Annotated in this window: 16 protein-coding genes; 2 read left to right on the plus strand and 14 right to left on the minus strand. The window is 44.9% G+C overall.

The features are described 5' to 3' along the window. Window positions 1–121: 121 nt before the first annotated feature. The 3 genes from BLW49_RS17890 to BLW49_RS17900 all read right to left on the minus strand — a co-directional run bounded on the left by BLW49_RS17890 (window position 122) and on the right by BLW49_RS17900 (window position 2,738). A complete protein-coding gene (locus BLW49_RS17890) occupies window positions 122–946 on the minus strand; it encodes a metallophosphoesterase family protein (protein ID WP_090725933.1) in 825 nt (274 codons plus the stop codon). A gap of 5 nt (window positions 947–951) precedes the next feature. Next, window positions 952–1,935, minus strand: coding sequence for a metallophosphoesterase family protein (locus BLW49_RS17895; RefSeq protein WP_090725935.1), 984 nt, complete (start codon window positions 1,933–1,935; stop codon window positions 952–954). Between the two features lie 155 nt (window positions 1,936–2,090). Continuing rightward, window positions 2,091–2,738 carry a GntR family transcriptional regulator gene (locus BLW49_RS17900; protein ID WP_090725937.1) on the minus strand — a complete coding sequence of 216 codons (648 nt, stop codon included), beginning with the start codon at window positions 2,736–2,738 and terminating at the stop codon, window positions 2,091–2,093. 184 nt (window positions 2,739–2,922) lie between these two features. On the opposite strand from BLW49_RS17900, the gene BLW49_RS17905 reads away from it, so the two are divergent. Next, window positions 2,923–4,113, plus strand: a complete 1,191-nt coding sequence (locus BLW49_RS17905; protein WP_090725939.1) for a transposase — start codon at window positions 2,923–2,925, stop codon at window positions 4,111–4,113. Between the two features lie 94 nt (window positions 4,114–4,207). On the opposite strand, the gene BLW49_RS17910 is transcribed toward BLW49_RS17905, so the two are convergent. Continuing rightward, on the minus strand, window positions 4,208–4,723 hold the full coding sequence (locus tag BLW49_RS17910; protein ID WP_090725941.1) for a hypothetical protein: 516 nt from the start codon (window positions 4,721–4,723) through the stop codon (window positions 4,208–4,210). Between the two features lie 274 nt (window positions 4,724–4,997). Here BLW49_RS17910 and tnpB point away from each other — a divergent pair, with 274 nt between their 5' ends. After that, window positions 4,998–6,119, plus strand: coding sequence for an IS200/IS605 family element RNA-guided endonuclease TnpB (gene tnpB / locus BLW49_RS17915; RefSeq protein WP_090725943.1), 1,122 nt, complete (start codon window positions 4,998–5,000; stop codon window positions 6,117–6,119). A gap of 76 nt (window positions 6,120–6,195) precedes the next feature. Here the strand turns inward: tnpB and BLW49_RS17920 are convergent, their stop codons facing one another. From BLW49_RS17920 to BLW49_RS17965, 10 genes are all read right to left on the minus strand, one after another. Next, window positions 6,196–7,479, minus strand: a complete 1,284-nt coding sequence (locus BLW49_RS17920; protein WP_090725945.1) for a hypothetical protein — start codon at window positions 7,477–7,479, stop codon at window positions 6,196–6,198. Beyond that, the gene (locus BLW49_RS17925; RefSeq protein ID WP_090725947.1) at window positions 7,457–7,882 is read right to left on the minus strand and encodes a hypothetical protein; all 426 of its coding nucleotides are present in this window, start codon (window positions 7,880–7,882) and stop codon (window positions 7,457–7,459) included. Before BLW49_RS17925 ends, BLW49_RS17920 begins: the two co-directional genes overlap by 23 nt. 133 nt (window positions 7,883–8,015) lie before the next feature. Further along, complete coding sequence (locus tag BLW49_RS17930) at window positions 8,016–9,728, minus strand: M23 family metallopeptidase (protein ID WP_050769774.1); 1,713 nt, start codon at window positions 9,726–9,728, stop codon at window positions 8,016–8,018. Between the two features lie 9 nt (window positions 9,729–9,737). Beyond that, on the minus strand, window positions 9,738–11,690 hold the full coding sequence (locus BLW49_RS17935) for a hypothetical protein (RefSeq protein ID WP_090725949.1): 1,953 nt from the start codon (window positions 11,688–11,690) through the stop codon (window positions 9,738–9,740). 17 nt (window positions 11,691–11,707) lie between these two features. Then, a complete protein-coding gene (locus BLW49_RS17940; RefSeq protein ID WP_090725951.1) occupies window positions 11,708–13,705 on the minus strand; it encodes a VirB4 family type IV secretion system protein in 1,998 nt (665 codons plus the stop codon). Between the two features lie 174 nt (window positions 13,706–13,879). After that, entirely contained in the window at window positions 13,880–14,665 is a 786-nt protein-coding gene (locus tag BLW49_RS17945) for a hypothetical protein (protein ID WP_090725953.1), read from the minus strand. Between the two features lies 1 nt (window position 14,666). After that, window positions 14,667–14,993 (minus strand): hypothetical protein, encoded by a 327-nt coding sequence (locus BLW49_RS17950; RefSeq protein ID WP_036714839.1) that lies wholly within the window; start codon window positions 14,991–14,993, stop codon window positions 14,667–14,669. Window positions 14,994–15,003: 10 nt separating this feature from the next. Next, window positions 15,004–15,396, minus strand: a complete 393-nt coding sequence (locus BLW49_RS17955; RefSeq protein ID WP_036714838.1) for a hypothetical protein — start codon at window positions 15,394–15,396, stop codon at window positions 15,004–15,006. Window positions 15,397–15,577: 181 nt separating this feature from the next. Further along, window positions 15,578–16,030: a metal-dependent hydrolase gene (locus BLW49_RS17960; protein WP_090725955.1), complete on the minus strand. Its 453-nt coding sequence runs from the start codon at window positions 16,028–16,030 to the stop codon at window positions 15,578–15,580. Continuing rightward, complete coding sequence (locus BLW49_RS17965; RefSeq protein WP_256209839.1) at window positions 16,027–16,545, minus strand: HD-GYP domain-containing protein; 519 nt, start codon at window positions 16,543–16,545, stop codon at window positions 16,027–16,029. The genes BLW49_RS17960 and BLW49_RS17965 overlap by 4 nt, the downstream gene beginning before the upstream one ends. Between the last annotated feature and the right edge of the window lie 2 nt (window positions 16,546–16,547).

Below are 16,547 nucleotides of genomic sequence, written 5' to 3' on the forward strand. Positions count from 1 at the left end.
TGATATTGTCATTTTTCTAGACTCAAAGCACTTTTCACATAGAAAATTTCCAATTTACTCGAATCTAGGACTTGACATCATACCGCTGGACTTTTGAGCGGTGTTTTATCTTTGAGGTTTGTTACTTGTGAGCGGTAAGCTTCTGCGGATCGTATTCGTACACCAGCCGGTGTTCCCCCGGCAAATAACGCGGTTGGACGGCGATTTGCCCGTTCTTGACCGTAACGAGGTTGTAGCCGCTGTTATCGAGAAAATCCATGCTATGCCGGGCCGTCGGGTCGAGCCCGAAAGCGACTCCGGTCGCGGCGCAGCTTGGAATGCCGTTCAGGCTGCCGATATTGTGAAAATGAATGTGCCCGGACAACAGCCCGATGACGCCGCGGCCGGATATGGCTTCCGCCAGATCTTGCGGATTTTGCAGCAGGTGGCTGTCCATCAGTTCGGTCGGCGTTGCCGTTACCGGGTGGTGCAGCACGACGATGCTGCCTTGCTCCGCCGGTTCGTTCAACGTGGCTTCGAGCCAGGCAAGCTGAACCTCATCCAGACGTCCGTCGTGCGTGCCGGGAACTTGCGTATTCAGCATCACGATCCGCAGTCCGCGATCGACGAAGCTGTAATAATACGATTCTTCCGACGGCGCTTCTTCCAAATATCCTTCGCGGAACGGCGCGCGGAAGTCGTGGTTGCCGAGACCGACATGCACCGGAATGCCCGCCTTTGCGGATTCTTCATCGATCAGCGCTTTCAGATGGCGGTAATCCTCCAAATCGCCGTCCTGCGTCAAGTCGCCGCTGATCAGAATGAACGACGGCTTCGTTTTCAACCCGCGGATATCCTCGAACACTTTGCGCAGTTTGGCGGTCGTGTCGATCCCGAACAAGGGATTGTTTTTCGCCGGGGCGTTAATGTGAATATCCGTCAGATGGGCAAAATAAATCGGCTCCATATATGTCACGCCTCCTCGTGTCCATGGGCATGCGGCGGGTAAGCCGCTACGTCGGTTACGCCATCCAAATGAACGACACGGTAAGAGATTTCGCCCTCGCGCACGGTAGCCCACAAGATCAGGTTATCGTCCCCTCTCGTAGTTCCATGCGCCGCAGCTCCGGTACGGCCCAATTGAATATATGTGCGGTTGTTCTGCCGCGAAAACTCGAGCGAATGGAAATGTCCGGCAAACACGGTGTAGGGCCGCTCGCCCAGCAACGCTTCGATCCGGGCAAATTCGCCGCTGTCCGACTTCCAGCCCGGCTTGTGCATGCTGATGAACGTATGTTTTGCATCCGCATGGTCCGCCAGCACCTTTTCGACAAATGCCATCTGCTGCTCGCTGATTCCGATGCCGACTTTCGTCATCCCTTCCATCTGGTCCGGCGTCAAGCCGCTGTAGAACTCTTTCATATATTCCGACGTACGCTCGGGGTCGTGATGAACCTTCTCCGTTGCCCGCTTGACGAGGTCGATAAATTCATCCGGCATCTCCTCGAACGGGTCTTCCGTATTTAAGGTTATGAACAGCATGTCTCCGACGCGGAAAGCGTAATAGTCCATCCCTTTGCGCTCGCGCCACACGTCGACCATCGCCTGCGTCCCATAATCGTGATTGCCGACCGTCTGGAAGAAAGGCAGGCCGGCTGCCGCGATTTGCGCGTCGATGTACTCCCATTCTTCGCGGGCTTTCGCCGCGTCTTTCCAGTAGCCTTCCACCAGATCGCCGACAAACAACACGAAGTCCGGCCGCAAATCCCTCAGCAGTTGAAGACCTTGCTCGAACACCCCGGCCGTCATCATGCCGCAGCGGTCGCCCATGACCGCGAAGGAGAAATTGCCGGTCAAATCCTCGGGCAGCCGTCCGAACCATGGACGTTTGTCCGTCGCGATCCGGCTTTCGTCTATAAACATTTCGTTGCGCTTGCGATCCAATGGTGTCGTCATTTTCAAGCACGCTCTCCTTTCGAGTGAAAGCTGATTACACAAATAAGTATGCAGGTTGTATGTAAGTTGTGTGTTAACCTATTCAAGTACTTTTGTAAATTATTATTGGGGCGCAAAAAAACGAGCCCCACTGAGGGAAGCCCGCTTACCGAGAATTATATAATTCCGTTCATGATCAAGGTTTCGTAAGTCACCGTGTAAATTTCCAACACCGCCGCCTTGGCGGCATCCAGATCTCCCTTTACAAGCGCCTCATACGCTTTGCAGTTCGACTCCAGCGATTTGTGGGGTTTATATTGAGGGTACTGTTTGCGGTATGAAATCATTTTGAACAAAAACTTGCCTCTAATCTGTTCCAGCACGCCAAGCATATGCTGGTTGTGCAGCGTTCGGATGATCGTTTCGCCGAACTGAAGAAAACTCTCGTAATAGGCCGGAATGTCATGGTTCTCCTTGGCCTGGATTTGACGCTCCAGATGTTTGTTCAGCTCCGGCAGGTCAAACGCCAACCCGCGCCGCTCCGCCGTATTGATGGCGTATAGCTGCATGGAAATCAGCATTTCAAGCATTTCCGCATATTCGCGGAACGTAATTTCCTTCACCAGAACCCCCCGCCCGCGGTACGATTCCACGAATCCTTCCGTCACGAGCAATGAAATGGCAGCCCTGATCGGCGTCCGGCTCATTTCCAGCTGCTCGGCCAGATCGTTCTCCGACAGCAGCGTCCCCGGCAAATATTCGGCGGCAATGATTCGCCGGCGCAGTTCCTGATAAGCCCTGGTTTCCAATGTTGGGGAAGACATGTTATTCGCACAAATCCTTTGCTTTTTTAGCTTTATGTTAGCAGAACGATTTGTTTAAGCGTTTTGCAGTAATCTGAGGCCTTGAGCCGTAAGGATTTTCGGACATAAAAAAGGGACTTCACCCCAACTTGGAGAAGTTTTCAAGTGACCAAACCCAAAAACCTCAAGGATGGAGGAAGTCACTTTGTATATTCTCCAAGAATGTCTGTTTTCCTTCGAAGAACTTTTAAAAATTCAACCCAAGGAGAGATTGCCGATCTTCTTCAGTTCTCTTGATCTGAGACCGTATGCCAAGGAACTGAGAAGCCGTTCACCCCGAGGCGCTGAGGGATACTGCAGACAAGGTATTCTACGAGCACTCTTGGCTGCGCCGCTTGAAGGAATAAGTACCTTTTCAGGGTTGCATAAGCGTTTGGATACGGATCTCCGGTTTCGTTATCAGTGTGGTCTTCCGCTGGATCGAGAAGCTCCTTCCATATCCACATTAAGCCGAGTTTTCTCAGAACTGACGAGAAAGGACTTGGCAAAACGGCTTTTTGAGGATTTGGTCACACGCTGTCAGCAGGAAGGTATCATAGAAGGCAGTAACGTCGCCATAGACAGCGCCGCTCTCCGCGCTTACGAGAAAAAGCAGCCCAAACGCAAAAGCGAGCAAACGGGTAATGCGAACTGGGGCGCAAAAATTGATTCCTTCGGCAATAAAATCACATGGTTTGGTTACAAAATTCATCTGGCGGTCGATACGAAAAGTGAATTGCCGATCGCCTTGGAAGTAACGCCGGCGCATGTCAATGATGGAGAAATGGCGCCGGGCCTGATCGAGAAAACAGCGTCCAGGACGAGCACACGATTTTTCATACTCGATGCGGGCTACGACCAAATGAAAGTTTATGAGGCCGCCCGCAACGTCAAGGCACAAGCCATCATTCCCCTTAATCTTCGGGGGGAGAAGGAACCGCCTGCTGGCATGACCTCGAACGGAACACCGTGCTGTTCCATGGGTTATGCGATGACATACTGGGGAGTTGACGGCGATATGCATAAATTTCGCTGCCCGCATGCCACGGGTAAAGTCGACTGTCCGCTTGGCATGGCTGCCTGCTCGTCTTCAAACTATGGAATGGTCGTCAAAGTAAATGCGAAGGATGATCTCCGGCGATACAGCATCCCTCATCGGGATACAAAGCGTTGGAAGGAACTTTACGATGAGCGAACCAGCGTCGAGCGTTGCAACGCGCGGCTGAAAAGCTACTTGACGGCAGATGCCTTGCATGTCCGCGGGATTCAGAAAGTCACAACTCACCTGTATCTGAACGCCATCGTCCTGCTTGTATCTGCACTTACGGCAGCTCGTTCAACAAAAGCGGTCGCTTAAAAAACGAGCGTTTCCCAAAATTCTGCAGGTCTGCCCATTTGGAAAACCATAAAATTCCAAATGGCAAAAATACCTGCTGTCGAGCAAAGATCCGCTATGACTTTAACTCCGAAACAAAATTATGCAAAAGGCTCAACGAGAAAAAGGTCATTGGATGAATCAGTTGCCCCTGCAGGACCGTAAAGACGTAGTGATATCCAGACAAATGGACTTTCAAATACGCGGGCAATTCACTCAGCGTCTTTTCTTGCTGTAGCTTAATCAGCGTAGGGCTGTCAGGCTTGCTCTTGGGCTGAATCAGTAATCCATCAAACCCATCAAAGTGATGTAAATACTGGTGAATCCCCTGTAACATCCCCCTATCATAGTCAATCAGCAACTGATCCACCGACTGTGCATGCTCCAGCTCCGACACCCCCATGCGGTAAGCCACGCGCGGCAAACCCAAACATGGAAACTCAACAACCACGGCCGTTTCTTCCCGTTTTTTTACCAGATTCAACAGCTTCTCTAAGAGAAGTGAAGAATCTGTACCCGCTGGGTTCCATAGTGCAACCATAACGCCTGTCGGTGAGCGCGGTGGTTCTTTTTCTTTCTTCCATCTAAGCATTTCGTGTCTCCTTTCCGAATAAAAATCACGGGGATTAGATGTTCCCCTCATTCTTAAATAAAAAAAGCCTCCACTCAAAAATAGAGTAGAGGCTTACTTTATTGTATTTAGGCGAGAAGACTCCATCCTCAGCGAAGCAGGGTGGAGATGAATCGCCTTCGGACAAGGGATAACCCTCAACAATCTAACTAGTATTTTTCAAATAATGGGGATACTTTCACATGAATGTATACTATAATAGAAACAAATGTTCCTGTGAAAAGAGGTGAGTATCATGCTAGTCAATAAAGCATATAAGTTTCGCATCTATCCGAATAAAGAACAAGAAATTCTAATTGCCAAAACGATTGGTTGCAGTCGATTTGTGTTTAATTATTTTTTGGACAAGTGGAATCAAGCATACAAAGAAAACGGCAAAGGCTTAACCTACCATGCTTGTTCCGCCAGACTTACCCACCTCAAGAAAGAATTCGCATGGTTAAAAGAAGTCGATAGCATTGCGATTCAATCCTCACTCAAAAACCTCGCTGATTCGTTTTCTCGTTTCTTCAAGAAACAGAATAAAGCACCACGTTTCAAGTCTAAGAAGAATAAGGTACAATCTTACACGACAAAGCACACAAACAATAATATCGCCATTGTTGGTAACAAAATCAAATTACCGAAACTGGGTCTTGTTCGTTTTGCAAAAAGTCGCGAACTTGAAGGTCGAATTCTTAACGTTACAGTTAGACGTCATCCAAGTGGCAAATACTCAGTATCCATTCTTGTCGAAACAGAAGTGAATCCATTACCAAAAACAGATTCTGCTATTGGTATTGATGTTGGGTTAAAAGACTTTGCGATCTTGTCAGACGAAACAGTATATAAGAATCCTAAATTCTTCCGTACATTGGAGAAAAAATTAGCAAAAGCACAACGTATACTGTCAAGACGAAAAAAAGGTTCTTCGAATTGGCATAAACAACGAATCAAGGTTGCAAGGTTACATGAAAAAATGACGAACGCAAGAAAGGATTACCTGCATAAAATCTCTACCGAAATCATCAAAAACCACGATGTCATCGGGATTGAAGATTTGCAAGTATCCAATCTGTTAAAGAACTACAAATTAGCAAAAGCTATTAGTGAAGTAAGTTGGTCAGAGTTTCGCACCATGCTTGAATACAAGGCAAAATGGTACGGAAAACAGGTTATAACAGTTGCGAAAACCTTCCCTTCCAGTCAACTATGTTCTAGTTGTGGCTACCGCAACAAAGACGTTAAGAATCTCGCATTGCGTGAGTGGGAATGCAAAGAATGTGGTACACATCACGACAGGGATATTAACGCAAGTAGGAATCTTAAAAATGAAGCCATAAGACTTCTAACCGCAGGAACTGCGGGGATAGCCTAATAAAAAACTTTCGGTTACGAAGGTGTTCTTAGGAATCTCCATCTTCAAATTTCGTAAGAAATTAAGGTGGAGTAGTTCAATGTACAAACCATCGTTTTCTTTTTGCCTTGGGCTGCTCCAGCCAATAAGCAAGTTCCCCTGCATCCGTAAATGGATTAGCCTTTAGAGGATTCATAATAGAGGTTATAGCAGGGAACATCTCTCTAAATTCCTTGATCATATCTTCATCGGCATAGTTAATGATGAATGATGATTTTCTCAAGAGAACAGAGAGTTCGTTCAGATGTTGGACGATATAGTGCAAATCCCATGGTGCAGCTGAGAGCGTAATGAGTTGATATGGGCAACGCAAAAATTCTTGAGCAGCCGAATTCATTTTTAATCTTCCTTCGTTCTCATCCACCAATACGCCAAGGTCAAGAATAACTGAGTCATACTCGAGCGTATAAACTTCAGCTACATCAAATGGTGAACGATTAGGGAAGAAATCAATACCGTGTCGCTTGAACTTTAAACCGTCAAAATCTGTAGCAAAACTCACGATGTCTGATGGTCTGGGCTTATTCCTATATTCAACAAAAGCCGTTTTCAATCCCTTACTCGCTGTCTCATAGGCAATCTGGAGGGCTGTGTGTGTATTCCCACTCCTACGTGCCAGTCCCCCAACTGCAACGATGTAGGGCTGGGATACATGGATCGGCAGTTTCTCCGGTTGAGAATCGGTTTTCTTCTGCTTATCCACGTTTACATATTCCTGTTTTTCTTCTATAGTCACAGGACTCTCTACATGATCTGTTAACTCCCGGGCTTCTCTCTCTTTACTTTCATCATTTACCGGTACAGTATTTTTTTCAGCCCGTTTAAATCCCCTTGTCCAGTCAGACAACAGCGTCTGGACCTTTCCCTTATTCTTCTCTAAAGAGAACCCAACTTTCCTCTCAACTTTCTTTTGAGAAGGTAATTCAGGATTAAAGCCAGGAATATCAGCCAATGTTTTTTTCGTTTGAATCCATCTTTGTACATCCTCTATCCCGAATTGTTCAGCGGCATAAACATCATATATACCATACATTCCTAAACTCCGTTGCCACTCGCTATCTAATTCAGGCAAGATGACAATTAGCCGCATATCGGGTACGCGCATGCGCACCTCTTTAAGATGGGTTACGCAATCCTGTCTACGTATAACCCCCAGACTACCGTCAACAATCGCAATCTCTGCATCCACCTGCCCTGCTGATGCAGCAACTGCAAACTGCTCAAGCGTTACATCCGTACCAGTAATTGAGTGTCCCTGTTTTTCCAAGGCTCCAGCGAGCGGAGTCAGTATTGATAAATCAAATACCAAGTGCAGCTTCAACGTTACTTCCTCCCTTATCGAACAGCCAATCTAATATAGACACAACCGTATCAAATATCTGAGGCCAGAAATTGATGATCAGATATCCAATAATCGATAGAAACAAGAGTAGAAAAGCAATTGAAAGTAACTTCTTATAGAACAACCCGCCGATAAGTAAAATGAGAAAAACAGCTAGTGCAAGATAGATATAAAAGTTACTTCCCGATCGTGCTGCTTCGAAAAGTTCTTCTCCTTTCTTGTTTAAGCGGCTTCCTACTTCCTCGGGATTAAATCCCTTAGACCCTTCTACAATCTCCTGAGTTATTGAAGATGCTTCACTAGAAGCTGCATGGGCAGTAAAGGGGACAAAACTAACTAGTATAAGAACTGTGAATACTATCACCTGAATTTTTGAAATCAATGTACATCCTCCCTTTTATGGCATAACAAAAACAACCCCTAAAATAGAGGTTGTTGTTTTGGTATATTTTTACAATTAAAAGTCCATAGCTTCGCTAAGGGCAATACTATTGTATCTCGACTTTGGACACCCGTCAATCCCCTAATTGAGATAATTGTTCATAAATACTAGTTACGTTTTTAACCCAATTTGTTCCTGTTGCATATACCCCGTTTGGATTTTCAGGATCACTTAACCAAGCAATAGGACTAACTGTACTGGGCTTTCCCTTAGAAAGCTTTACTATCGTCTTAGCCGCAATTATAGCGGCATCCTTGGTTGTTAATTCAGCCCCCCTCCCCTCTTGCCAGCTTCCAAAGACATTCCATGGATTCTTCACTATCTTATCCGCATACTTATTGCTTTTTGGAACAAAGGATTGTTCTGCTCCAGTTATGGCAATTAGCAAATAAGGATCAACTCCTTGAGCTTTTGCCGCATCGTCAATCATGGTTAATATCTCTTTTGTAGCCAACATCGAATTTCGTTTGCCTAACCATTCAAGTAATACAGGAATATCCAAAGGGCGGTAAGTCAATATATCGGATGATTCATCGTAACCGAAATAAACCAGCGGATTCACAGGCTCTCCATTTACGCGCACTTCAAAGTGTAAATGCGGGCCTGTTGAACCGCCAGTATTCCCTGATTCAGCAATTTCTTCCCCTGCTTCAACCTCTTGACCCGATTCCACCTTAATTTTATCAAGATGATAATACCTTGTTTCTATACCATCATGCTGAATCATGATTGCATTACCTGCATTCCCCATGTAATCCGCAAAGATCACTTTTCCCGACTTCGCAGCATACACAGGTGTGCCTATTGGAACCCCAATATCCACGCCTGCATGCAGTTTAATAATTCCCGTAATTGGATGGACTCGGCTGCCAAAAGTGGATGTAATCTTGCTCCCCTCTGTCGGCCAAACTAATTCTCCTCCAACTGGATTAAATCCAATTAAGGAATCACCTTCCCCGTCACCATCTGAAAGATATGAAAGCCAGTATTCCAGAAGAAAATCCTGATCTTCTACTCTCTTGGCACCATGAGCATTAAGGATTTCTCTTAATGGCTCCCAATCTTCACTGTACATCGGTTCAATCCGTTGTAATTTGTCTTGGGTTACAGTTGTCGTCAGATCACCGCATGGAGATGGGGAAGTTTCAGTTGTTGTTTCTGAATCATAAGTATAGACATAATCATTTTGAATCGTCTCTGCCTTTTTCAGAAGAAGAACGGGCTGACGTTCAGTCACTGTTGACTTTTCGTACGTAACCTCACCATCCTCATCTTCATTTCGAAGACAAACCTCTTTCACCGTAACAATCTCAGAACTTTTCCATGTGAACTTGGGGCGTACTTCTTTAAAAGTCTCCTCTGGTTTCAGCACTACTTCCTTGACGTTTTCATCTAAAAATGCGTTAAAAAAAGATGGATCGTTGAGTGAACGATCCACCTGAGCCAGCCACTGCCAATTCAATGCATAGGTTTGGACTTGAGATTCTTGCTCTGCTGTTAACTCTTCATGCCAGCGGTCAGCAATAGCCTGATACTCATCAAACAACTGTTCATCTGAGTCTTCTTTGGTACCATAGAAAAAACCAGATGTACGATCCTTGATTGTATCGAACGTCCCTATCACTGACTGCTTCGGAAGCTCAAAGATCATAAAATAGAGCAAAAACAGCAGTAGTGCAATCCCTCCAATAGCCAGTACATAAGGAAGGATAGCTTTCAATATCGGCTTTAATGCTTTGTTAAGGAGTACTCGTCCTCCTTGCTTTAGTATTTTTTCAATATCCATTCTTTCCCCCTAAACATAATAATTATAGTGCTTACCTCCAGTTGATGGAGACTTATCAGGCCCTGATTTTGGAGACGGAATATTTTCTCTTGAAGATGAATTTACAGTTTCACCATTCGCATTCTTGATTTTATTGGCATCCATGACCCCTCCTGTGACTTCTCCACCATCTGAAATAATGTTACCTTTAAAATTTTCACCGTTGGTTCTAACACCCCGGTTTACGGCAACATTTCCAGAAGCACTTCCGGATCCACGAGCACGAGTCGGCTCAGTCTCAGCAAAGTTCGACTTACCCTGTGTCTTTGTTCCTTTGTCAGTATTATCCCCATCAAACTTCCCACCATTTATAGATACACCCTCATTGATAACACCTCCACCTGTTGCTTTTGGTCTGAAAGGCTGTTCAGTCACAACGTTCGTTAAACGTTGCATTGGCTTTTCTTCATACGGCTGCGGTTCCTCTATAGCTTCCTCTCTACCGCTGTTAACCCAATCTGCGACCTTCTGTGCACCGGAGTATGTTTTCTTGCCTAACCACATGCCGCCTTTTCCCACCAACTGAGCACCTTTTCCAATTCCTCCTCCAACAGCCCCGCCAACAAATGCTCCTTCTAATGGCTTACCTGCCATTAATCCAACTGTGGCTCCTAAAGCGGCCCCAACGCCTTTTGCTCCTTGATTTAGAGCAAATCCAGCAGCCTTCTTACTTATATTCGTCGCCCTATTTCTGAAACTCGGCTTTGCACCAGACATTACCCTAGATGATGAGCCGCTAGAAACAGCTCCTGCTGTACCAGCGGACGTAACATCACCAGAAGACGTATCGCCCATCAATTCAGATGAGCCGCCACCAGCCGACTGTGCTTTTCCCGATTTCTTTCCAGAAAACATTTTACCCATTGCAAGTAACGTACCAAAACCTAATGCTCGACCCATTTTGGTATCTGGTTGCTCTGTTCCCAAGAGACGTTTAACAAGATTTTGTATGGAGGAAAAGCCAAATAAATACGCCACAATCACCCAATTAGATACACCATCGCTACTAAAATAGAGCAAGAAAAAAAATAGCCCTAATGCCAAAGCATGGGCAACGGGCAATATCATATTGGCAACAAATTGATCCCACCATGTTTGCAAAGCGTTGCGATAACGAGGAAACAAGGTCAACATACAGCATGCAACAAACGTTACTAGTAGGATCATTAGATTAATAGATCGCATGGTATAGTCATAGTTTAGTTTTGCTGTCATAAGCGCAGCCAGCAGAACCAAAATGGAAACGATAAATCCCCGATAGCTAACCATATCATCATACCCAGCTTCACCTGTCCCCCAAATCGTATTGAGGAAGAGTCCTGGCTGAAGTCCGTAATCGACCATAACCGCCCAGATTAAATCCGTAAACCAGCTAACAATCGTAGCAACGAACTTCCACAAATACACACCAAATCTTAAAGATATTAGTCCAACAACAAAGGCTGTTGCATAATCTTTGGCCTTTGTTCTGCCTTCTCCAGTGTATCCGTGCCAGAGAAGTAAAAAAGCCATCAGTATAAGAGCAATAAAAATAGGATACGGTATAAAACGTTCCAAAGCAGTATAGATCGCGTCTATCGCATCCATCATTCCCTCGGAAAATACTCCAAGGTATAAACTTGATCGAAGGTCTTCCGTACCCCCCTGCAAGAACCCATCATTGGATGTTTCGGGATTTTTGCCGAATACCAGCAAAGTTACATCTTTCATATTAAATTTTTTTATCAAAAAATTAGCCGCTCCAATGAGGACATCAGAAAGGGTTCGCTCCATCAATCCCGGCTTGTTATCCTCGTCCGAATAATATTCCTCGACTTGCTTACCTATAATACCCTTTTCTTCGGCTGCAAAGGCAGGAGTTGCAAGGGCAAAACTGTGAACCAGCATTAGAAATAAACACGAAATGATCGTAATGCGGCGCAAGCTTATTCCCTCCCTTCCTATGCTGTTCCCTCAGCCCTAGTTCTTTCCTTGATATATCGTTTACGCTCCGCGTATAACGGATCGTTCGGGTCTGTGGTAAACAACATATGCTCATATGGGGATGCATCTACATGTACGATAGCCGATTGATTATCAACTTTGACGAGCATATCTCCCTTGCGAGCTTGATAAACAAGGAAGTCGGCTTCTCCTTCAGTTAACGCTAGTTTTCCGCGCACAGCATCAATATCCAGCGCCTCCTGAATGCCGATAATCTTAATCGGGCTGTTTTTAATGGCAGCCATTCCAGCTTGAGAGCGAGTAAACACCTCCAACCCCTGAGTAACAGGAACAATCCCTGTATTAGTGGCGCGTCCTTCACGAAACGCACTTTCTGCCCAAACAGCTCCAAAATCTTCGTCAAGAAATATATTCTGGCATTCCTCAATAATAAGGAGTTTCTTAACCTCTGGATGTTTCTTCGCCCAGCGTTCCATCATCCAACGCTCTGTAACAAACAAACCAATTGGACGCATGATCTCCGGATCAAGCCGATTGATAGCAAAACCAAAGATTGGCGCATTCTTCAACTCTACTGTAGAAGGACCATCAAATATCGAATATGAACTCATTTCACCTTTTCGGGTAAATGGCTGCAGCAACTCACTTGCTTTTCGGATCGCTTCACTTTTATGGGCATTCATTTTCTCCCATAACCCAATCAATTCAGGCATTGCTTTTCTTACCTTACCAGTCCTGAAAATGCCTTGACCTTGCATTGTTTGATCTGTCGTATATAAGCTCTCAGGATCTGTAGTTATCTCGTACTCCGCATACTGCTGTCTTATAGCTCGACCAATAAATACTTTCACTTCGCCGGTTAATACACTTCGGTCATAAACAGAAATCATTTTAAAGACTAGTGCCTGCACAGAATTCGCCGCTTCTTCGATATCAACAAATCTTGTTCCGTCTGCAAGTTCTGTAATGTCAACATCATATGGATTGATACGATGCTTAGAATGCTCGTGGAGTTCAATAAATGGGCAGCCCAAAGCACGAAGAAAGTCGCCGTACTCTCCCTTCCAATCAATAATTCCAATTTGCCTTCTTAGATGTGAGGAACGATGTGTAACTAACATGGTCACAAACGTTTTCCCGGCACCTGAACGTCCAATGATGCACATATTATAATTCGCTAGTTCTGGATGCCAGTTGTCCAGCCACACCGGGCGGCCCATCCTATCTTTACCAATTACAACACCACTACGATGATTTAAGCTACCTCCACCCCATGGAAAAAGATCAGCCACGTTAGAGCTTTCCAATGATAGAATGTGCTCTTTTTGAACTGCCGTAGTTTCGGCAGTAGGTAATACGGATTGCAACGCCGCAAGTTGTTGACCATCGGCTGATCGGAGATAGATCGACTTCCCAGCAAAGCGCTGAACAAGTGAGCGACACAGTTTCATGAGTTCTTTCCATTCAGGGGCGCTGACGATGACCTGAATAGACACTCGAAAACTTCGTTCAACATTCAATCGAATGCGTTTTTGTCGTTCTTTCAAGTCTGCAATTTCGTCTCTCATGGCATCAATCTTACGAACATCTTTTTCATCAGCCAAATCTGATAACAATCCTGCTATCCGTCTGCCGATCTCATCCAGTTCTCGATCATTTGATGACGGCTGAACATGGATCGCTAAGTCCACATCCCCATTACCATGATCTGCTCGAATTAAGGAATCCAGCATCCCTGCCCAGGTATTGCCCGAAGAAATCTCAGCATAAAAACTACGGAAATATCGAGTTGGTGTAATTGTTCCACCGACTTCTACCGCATAGTCATCAAGCTTAATTTGGTTAGCGCTTATATCTTTCGGAATTGTTTCTCGAATAAATGAAGGGGCAGCGAAGTCAGCTCCACTAGCTTTCCCGGTATCAAGATGAGCCTGGGTTTCATTTCCCATCCCCTCACCTTTTTTATTCCTTTTTAAAAAATTGAACACTTCCATTCCACCTTCTTACACCGCTAATTTATCTCCACAAACTTTACATGTACGCACAAGCTGACCGCCTAAATAGCTCAGTGAAAATCTTACACTCCCACAAGGACAACTCCGGGCCTACTTGAAACTTGATCAATTTCATTCTTCCTGACCCTTTTTACTGCATCTGACCAGGTTCCTTTACGCATTTTGCAACTCTTCCTGTGTTAAAGAGTGCTTTAATCTTTTGAATGAATCTGATCGTATTGCATCAATCATCCGCGCTTGTGGAGCCAGCTCACGTTGTAAGGTTTGGTAGGTATAGTTCCATATTCCCGCCTTATCCAGACGCTGATATCGCATTCCTACTTGTTCACAGAAGCCATATAAGATGTTCTCTACCTCTTCTAATACTTGCAATGCCAGATCAGATTGCTCTTCTTCTGATAAGTTATTTTTCTTAGGAGCGGCTTTGTCCAAAATCGCATTCATTCTCCCTGCCCCTGCCACACCTGTCTCTGCCTTCAAAGGGTCGTATTCAAAAATAATATATCCGTGATAATTCCTGATCGTGCCTTGATCCAAACTCTCTATCAAATATTGTCTTACCAATTCTCCCGATTTCTTCAGGTCAGGATATTCATCAGGAAGCTCTTGAACTGATTGTCCGTAGGCATCCGTATAATCCTTCATCTCAAACAGTTGGGATTGCGTGATGAATGTAACCGGTAATGAGATCGTGTTAATGAGGCCAAGAAAGTTAAGCCAAACTGCTTTGTTTTCCTCAATTGAGGCATTATCCAGATTAATAGGTTCGACTTCAACTACTAAGCGATATTTATTGCCGTTTTGAACAAGCCCATCCCATGTGATTTTGGAATTTTTCGCTCCGATTAGTTCCTGAACGGTAAGTGGTTTCTCTTTTTTTTGATAGTTCATAAAATAGAACACCGCTGCCGCTAAAGCTAAAATGAGCATCAGGACCATATCATGCTCCTCCTTTCTTGTACAAATATCTCCTTCTCCGCAATCTCAGCCGAAGCATCAGATAGTAATACTTCCATACCGGGAGGTTAGTCCCGGTATGTTTGAAATAGCAAAGATACATGCAGAATAAGAACGGTATAGAATAGTGGAGCCTTGAATAGAACCAGTCTGTCCCAATGCGCGGAACCACCTTGGACATTTGAACAGACAAATACCCTCCAACTGTCCACCATGCCGCTTGACTGAGACTAAGGCCAATGCCAAAGATTGTAATGAACTTTTCTTTGATCGCGCTTTTGTACGGTATCGGATGATATTGTCCCCACATAGCCAATTCCTCACAGTTTGGATAGGTCTATACCAAATAATTTGAAGACCGCGCCCAAGATATCTTCTGTCCAAAACGACAAAACTAAGAAAGCAAGGAAAAACACAATTTTCCCTTTCGTCTCTCTTAAAGTGTCCGGGGAAAAACCTGCCCGGAAATAGCTGATAGCAAGCCACAGCCCAAAGATAATTGTGAGTGTCACAAAAATGCGCCGCGCCATATCAACACCAGCAGTGGTTGATTCATCTACCTTTTTCTCCAAATTAGATACTTCGCTACCTTGGCTGCCTTGAATTCTCTCCTTGATGCTCTGTGCATGTACAGAATTCTGAAGAGGGACAGCACTGAACATAAACAACAAACCTGCCATCATAACAACTAAAATCTGCTTTAACCTTTTCAAGTGAATGACCTCCCTATTTGCATACTCCTACTCGTTTGTCTTTCCGGAACTCACTTACCGACCACGCAATACCATACTTTTTGCTAATCCAACCTGCAAACATCTTGGTTTCCTCCTTTCATATGTTCTCGATAAAAGCAAAAAAGCTCCTGCAATATGCAGGAGCCTCAATGTTGGTTGATTAAGTGATATAGAAATAATTATAGCCGCCAAGTACCATCCATGCTCCCCAAGCTGCCATTGCTGCTGTCTCCACAAATACCGGAGGTATACCAAAGAGCGGTATGCCGAATTTCCATGGAATCGGCCACAGTAAAGCAACTCTACCTGTAATGACATCCAACAACAGATGGGATACATAACCAATTAAAAAAGGCCATTGCCAGCTTGAATGAATGCTAAGCAATAACCATACGCAAAGCCCAAAAATGATGCTGTGTGTCAATGTTCTCTTACCAAAAGTAGCCTCTAAGACACTCGGTAAAACAGGAATACAACGCCCTAATAAGCTGTTCTGACGATCTATATCCGGCAATAAGGATGATACTGCTACAACGGCAAGCTGGGCTGGAGAGTGGATGCCAAGCACCATTGCGGCGGTCACTCCGCCAACTAGATGAGAAGCCCCATTCATACCGCAACACCCTCTGCCATCATCTGCAAGAATGCTTCGACCACTCTTGGATCGAATACCTCACCACTTTGATCTTTAATATAGTCCAACGCTTTTCCTACAGGCCACGCTGCCTTGTACGGTCGATCAGAACATAGAGCGTCAAACACATCACATACAGCAACAATGCGACCATACAGTGGAATGGCTTCACTCATAAGACCACGCGGATATCCTTGTCCGTCCCAACGTTCATGATGTGAGGCAATAATCTCCCTCGCCACTTCAATCTCTTCGCCTGTATGTACAGATAGAATGGATAATCCGTACTCTACATGCCGTTGCATCAACCTATATTCCTCTTCATTAAACTTTTCTTTCGATTGCAGTAAGTACGTTGGAATAGCTATTTTACCAATGTCATGATACAAGGCTCCCTGACCTATCAGATGAATCTCATGCTCACTTAGTCCCAACTGACGCGCTAATGACATTGAAAGTTTACTGACTCGCCTAGCATGATTATGATCAAGCATAT

Source organism: Paenibacillus sp. PDC88 (assembly GCF_900106725.1).
Lineage (GTDB): Bacteria > Bacillota > Bacilli > Paenibacillales > Paenibacillaceae > Paenibacillus > Paenibacillus shunpengii.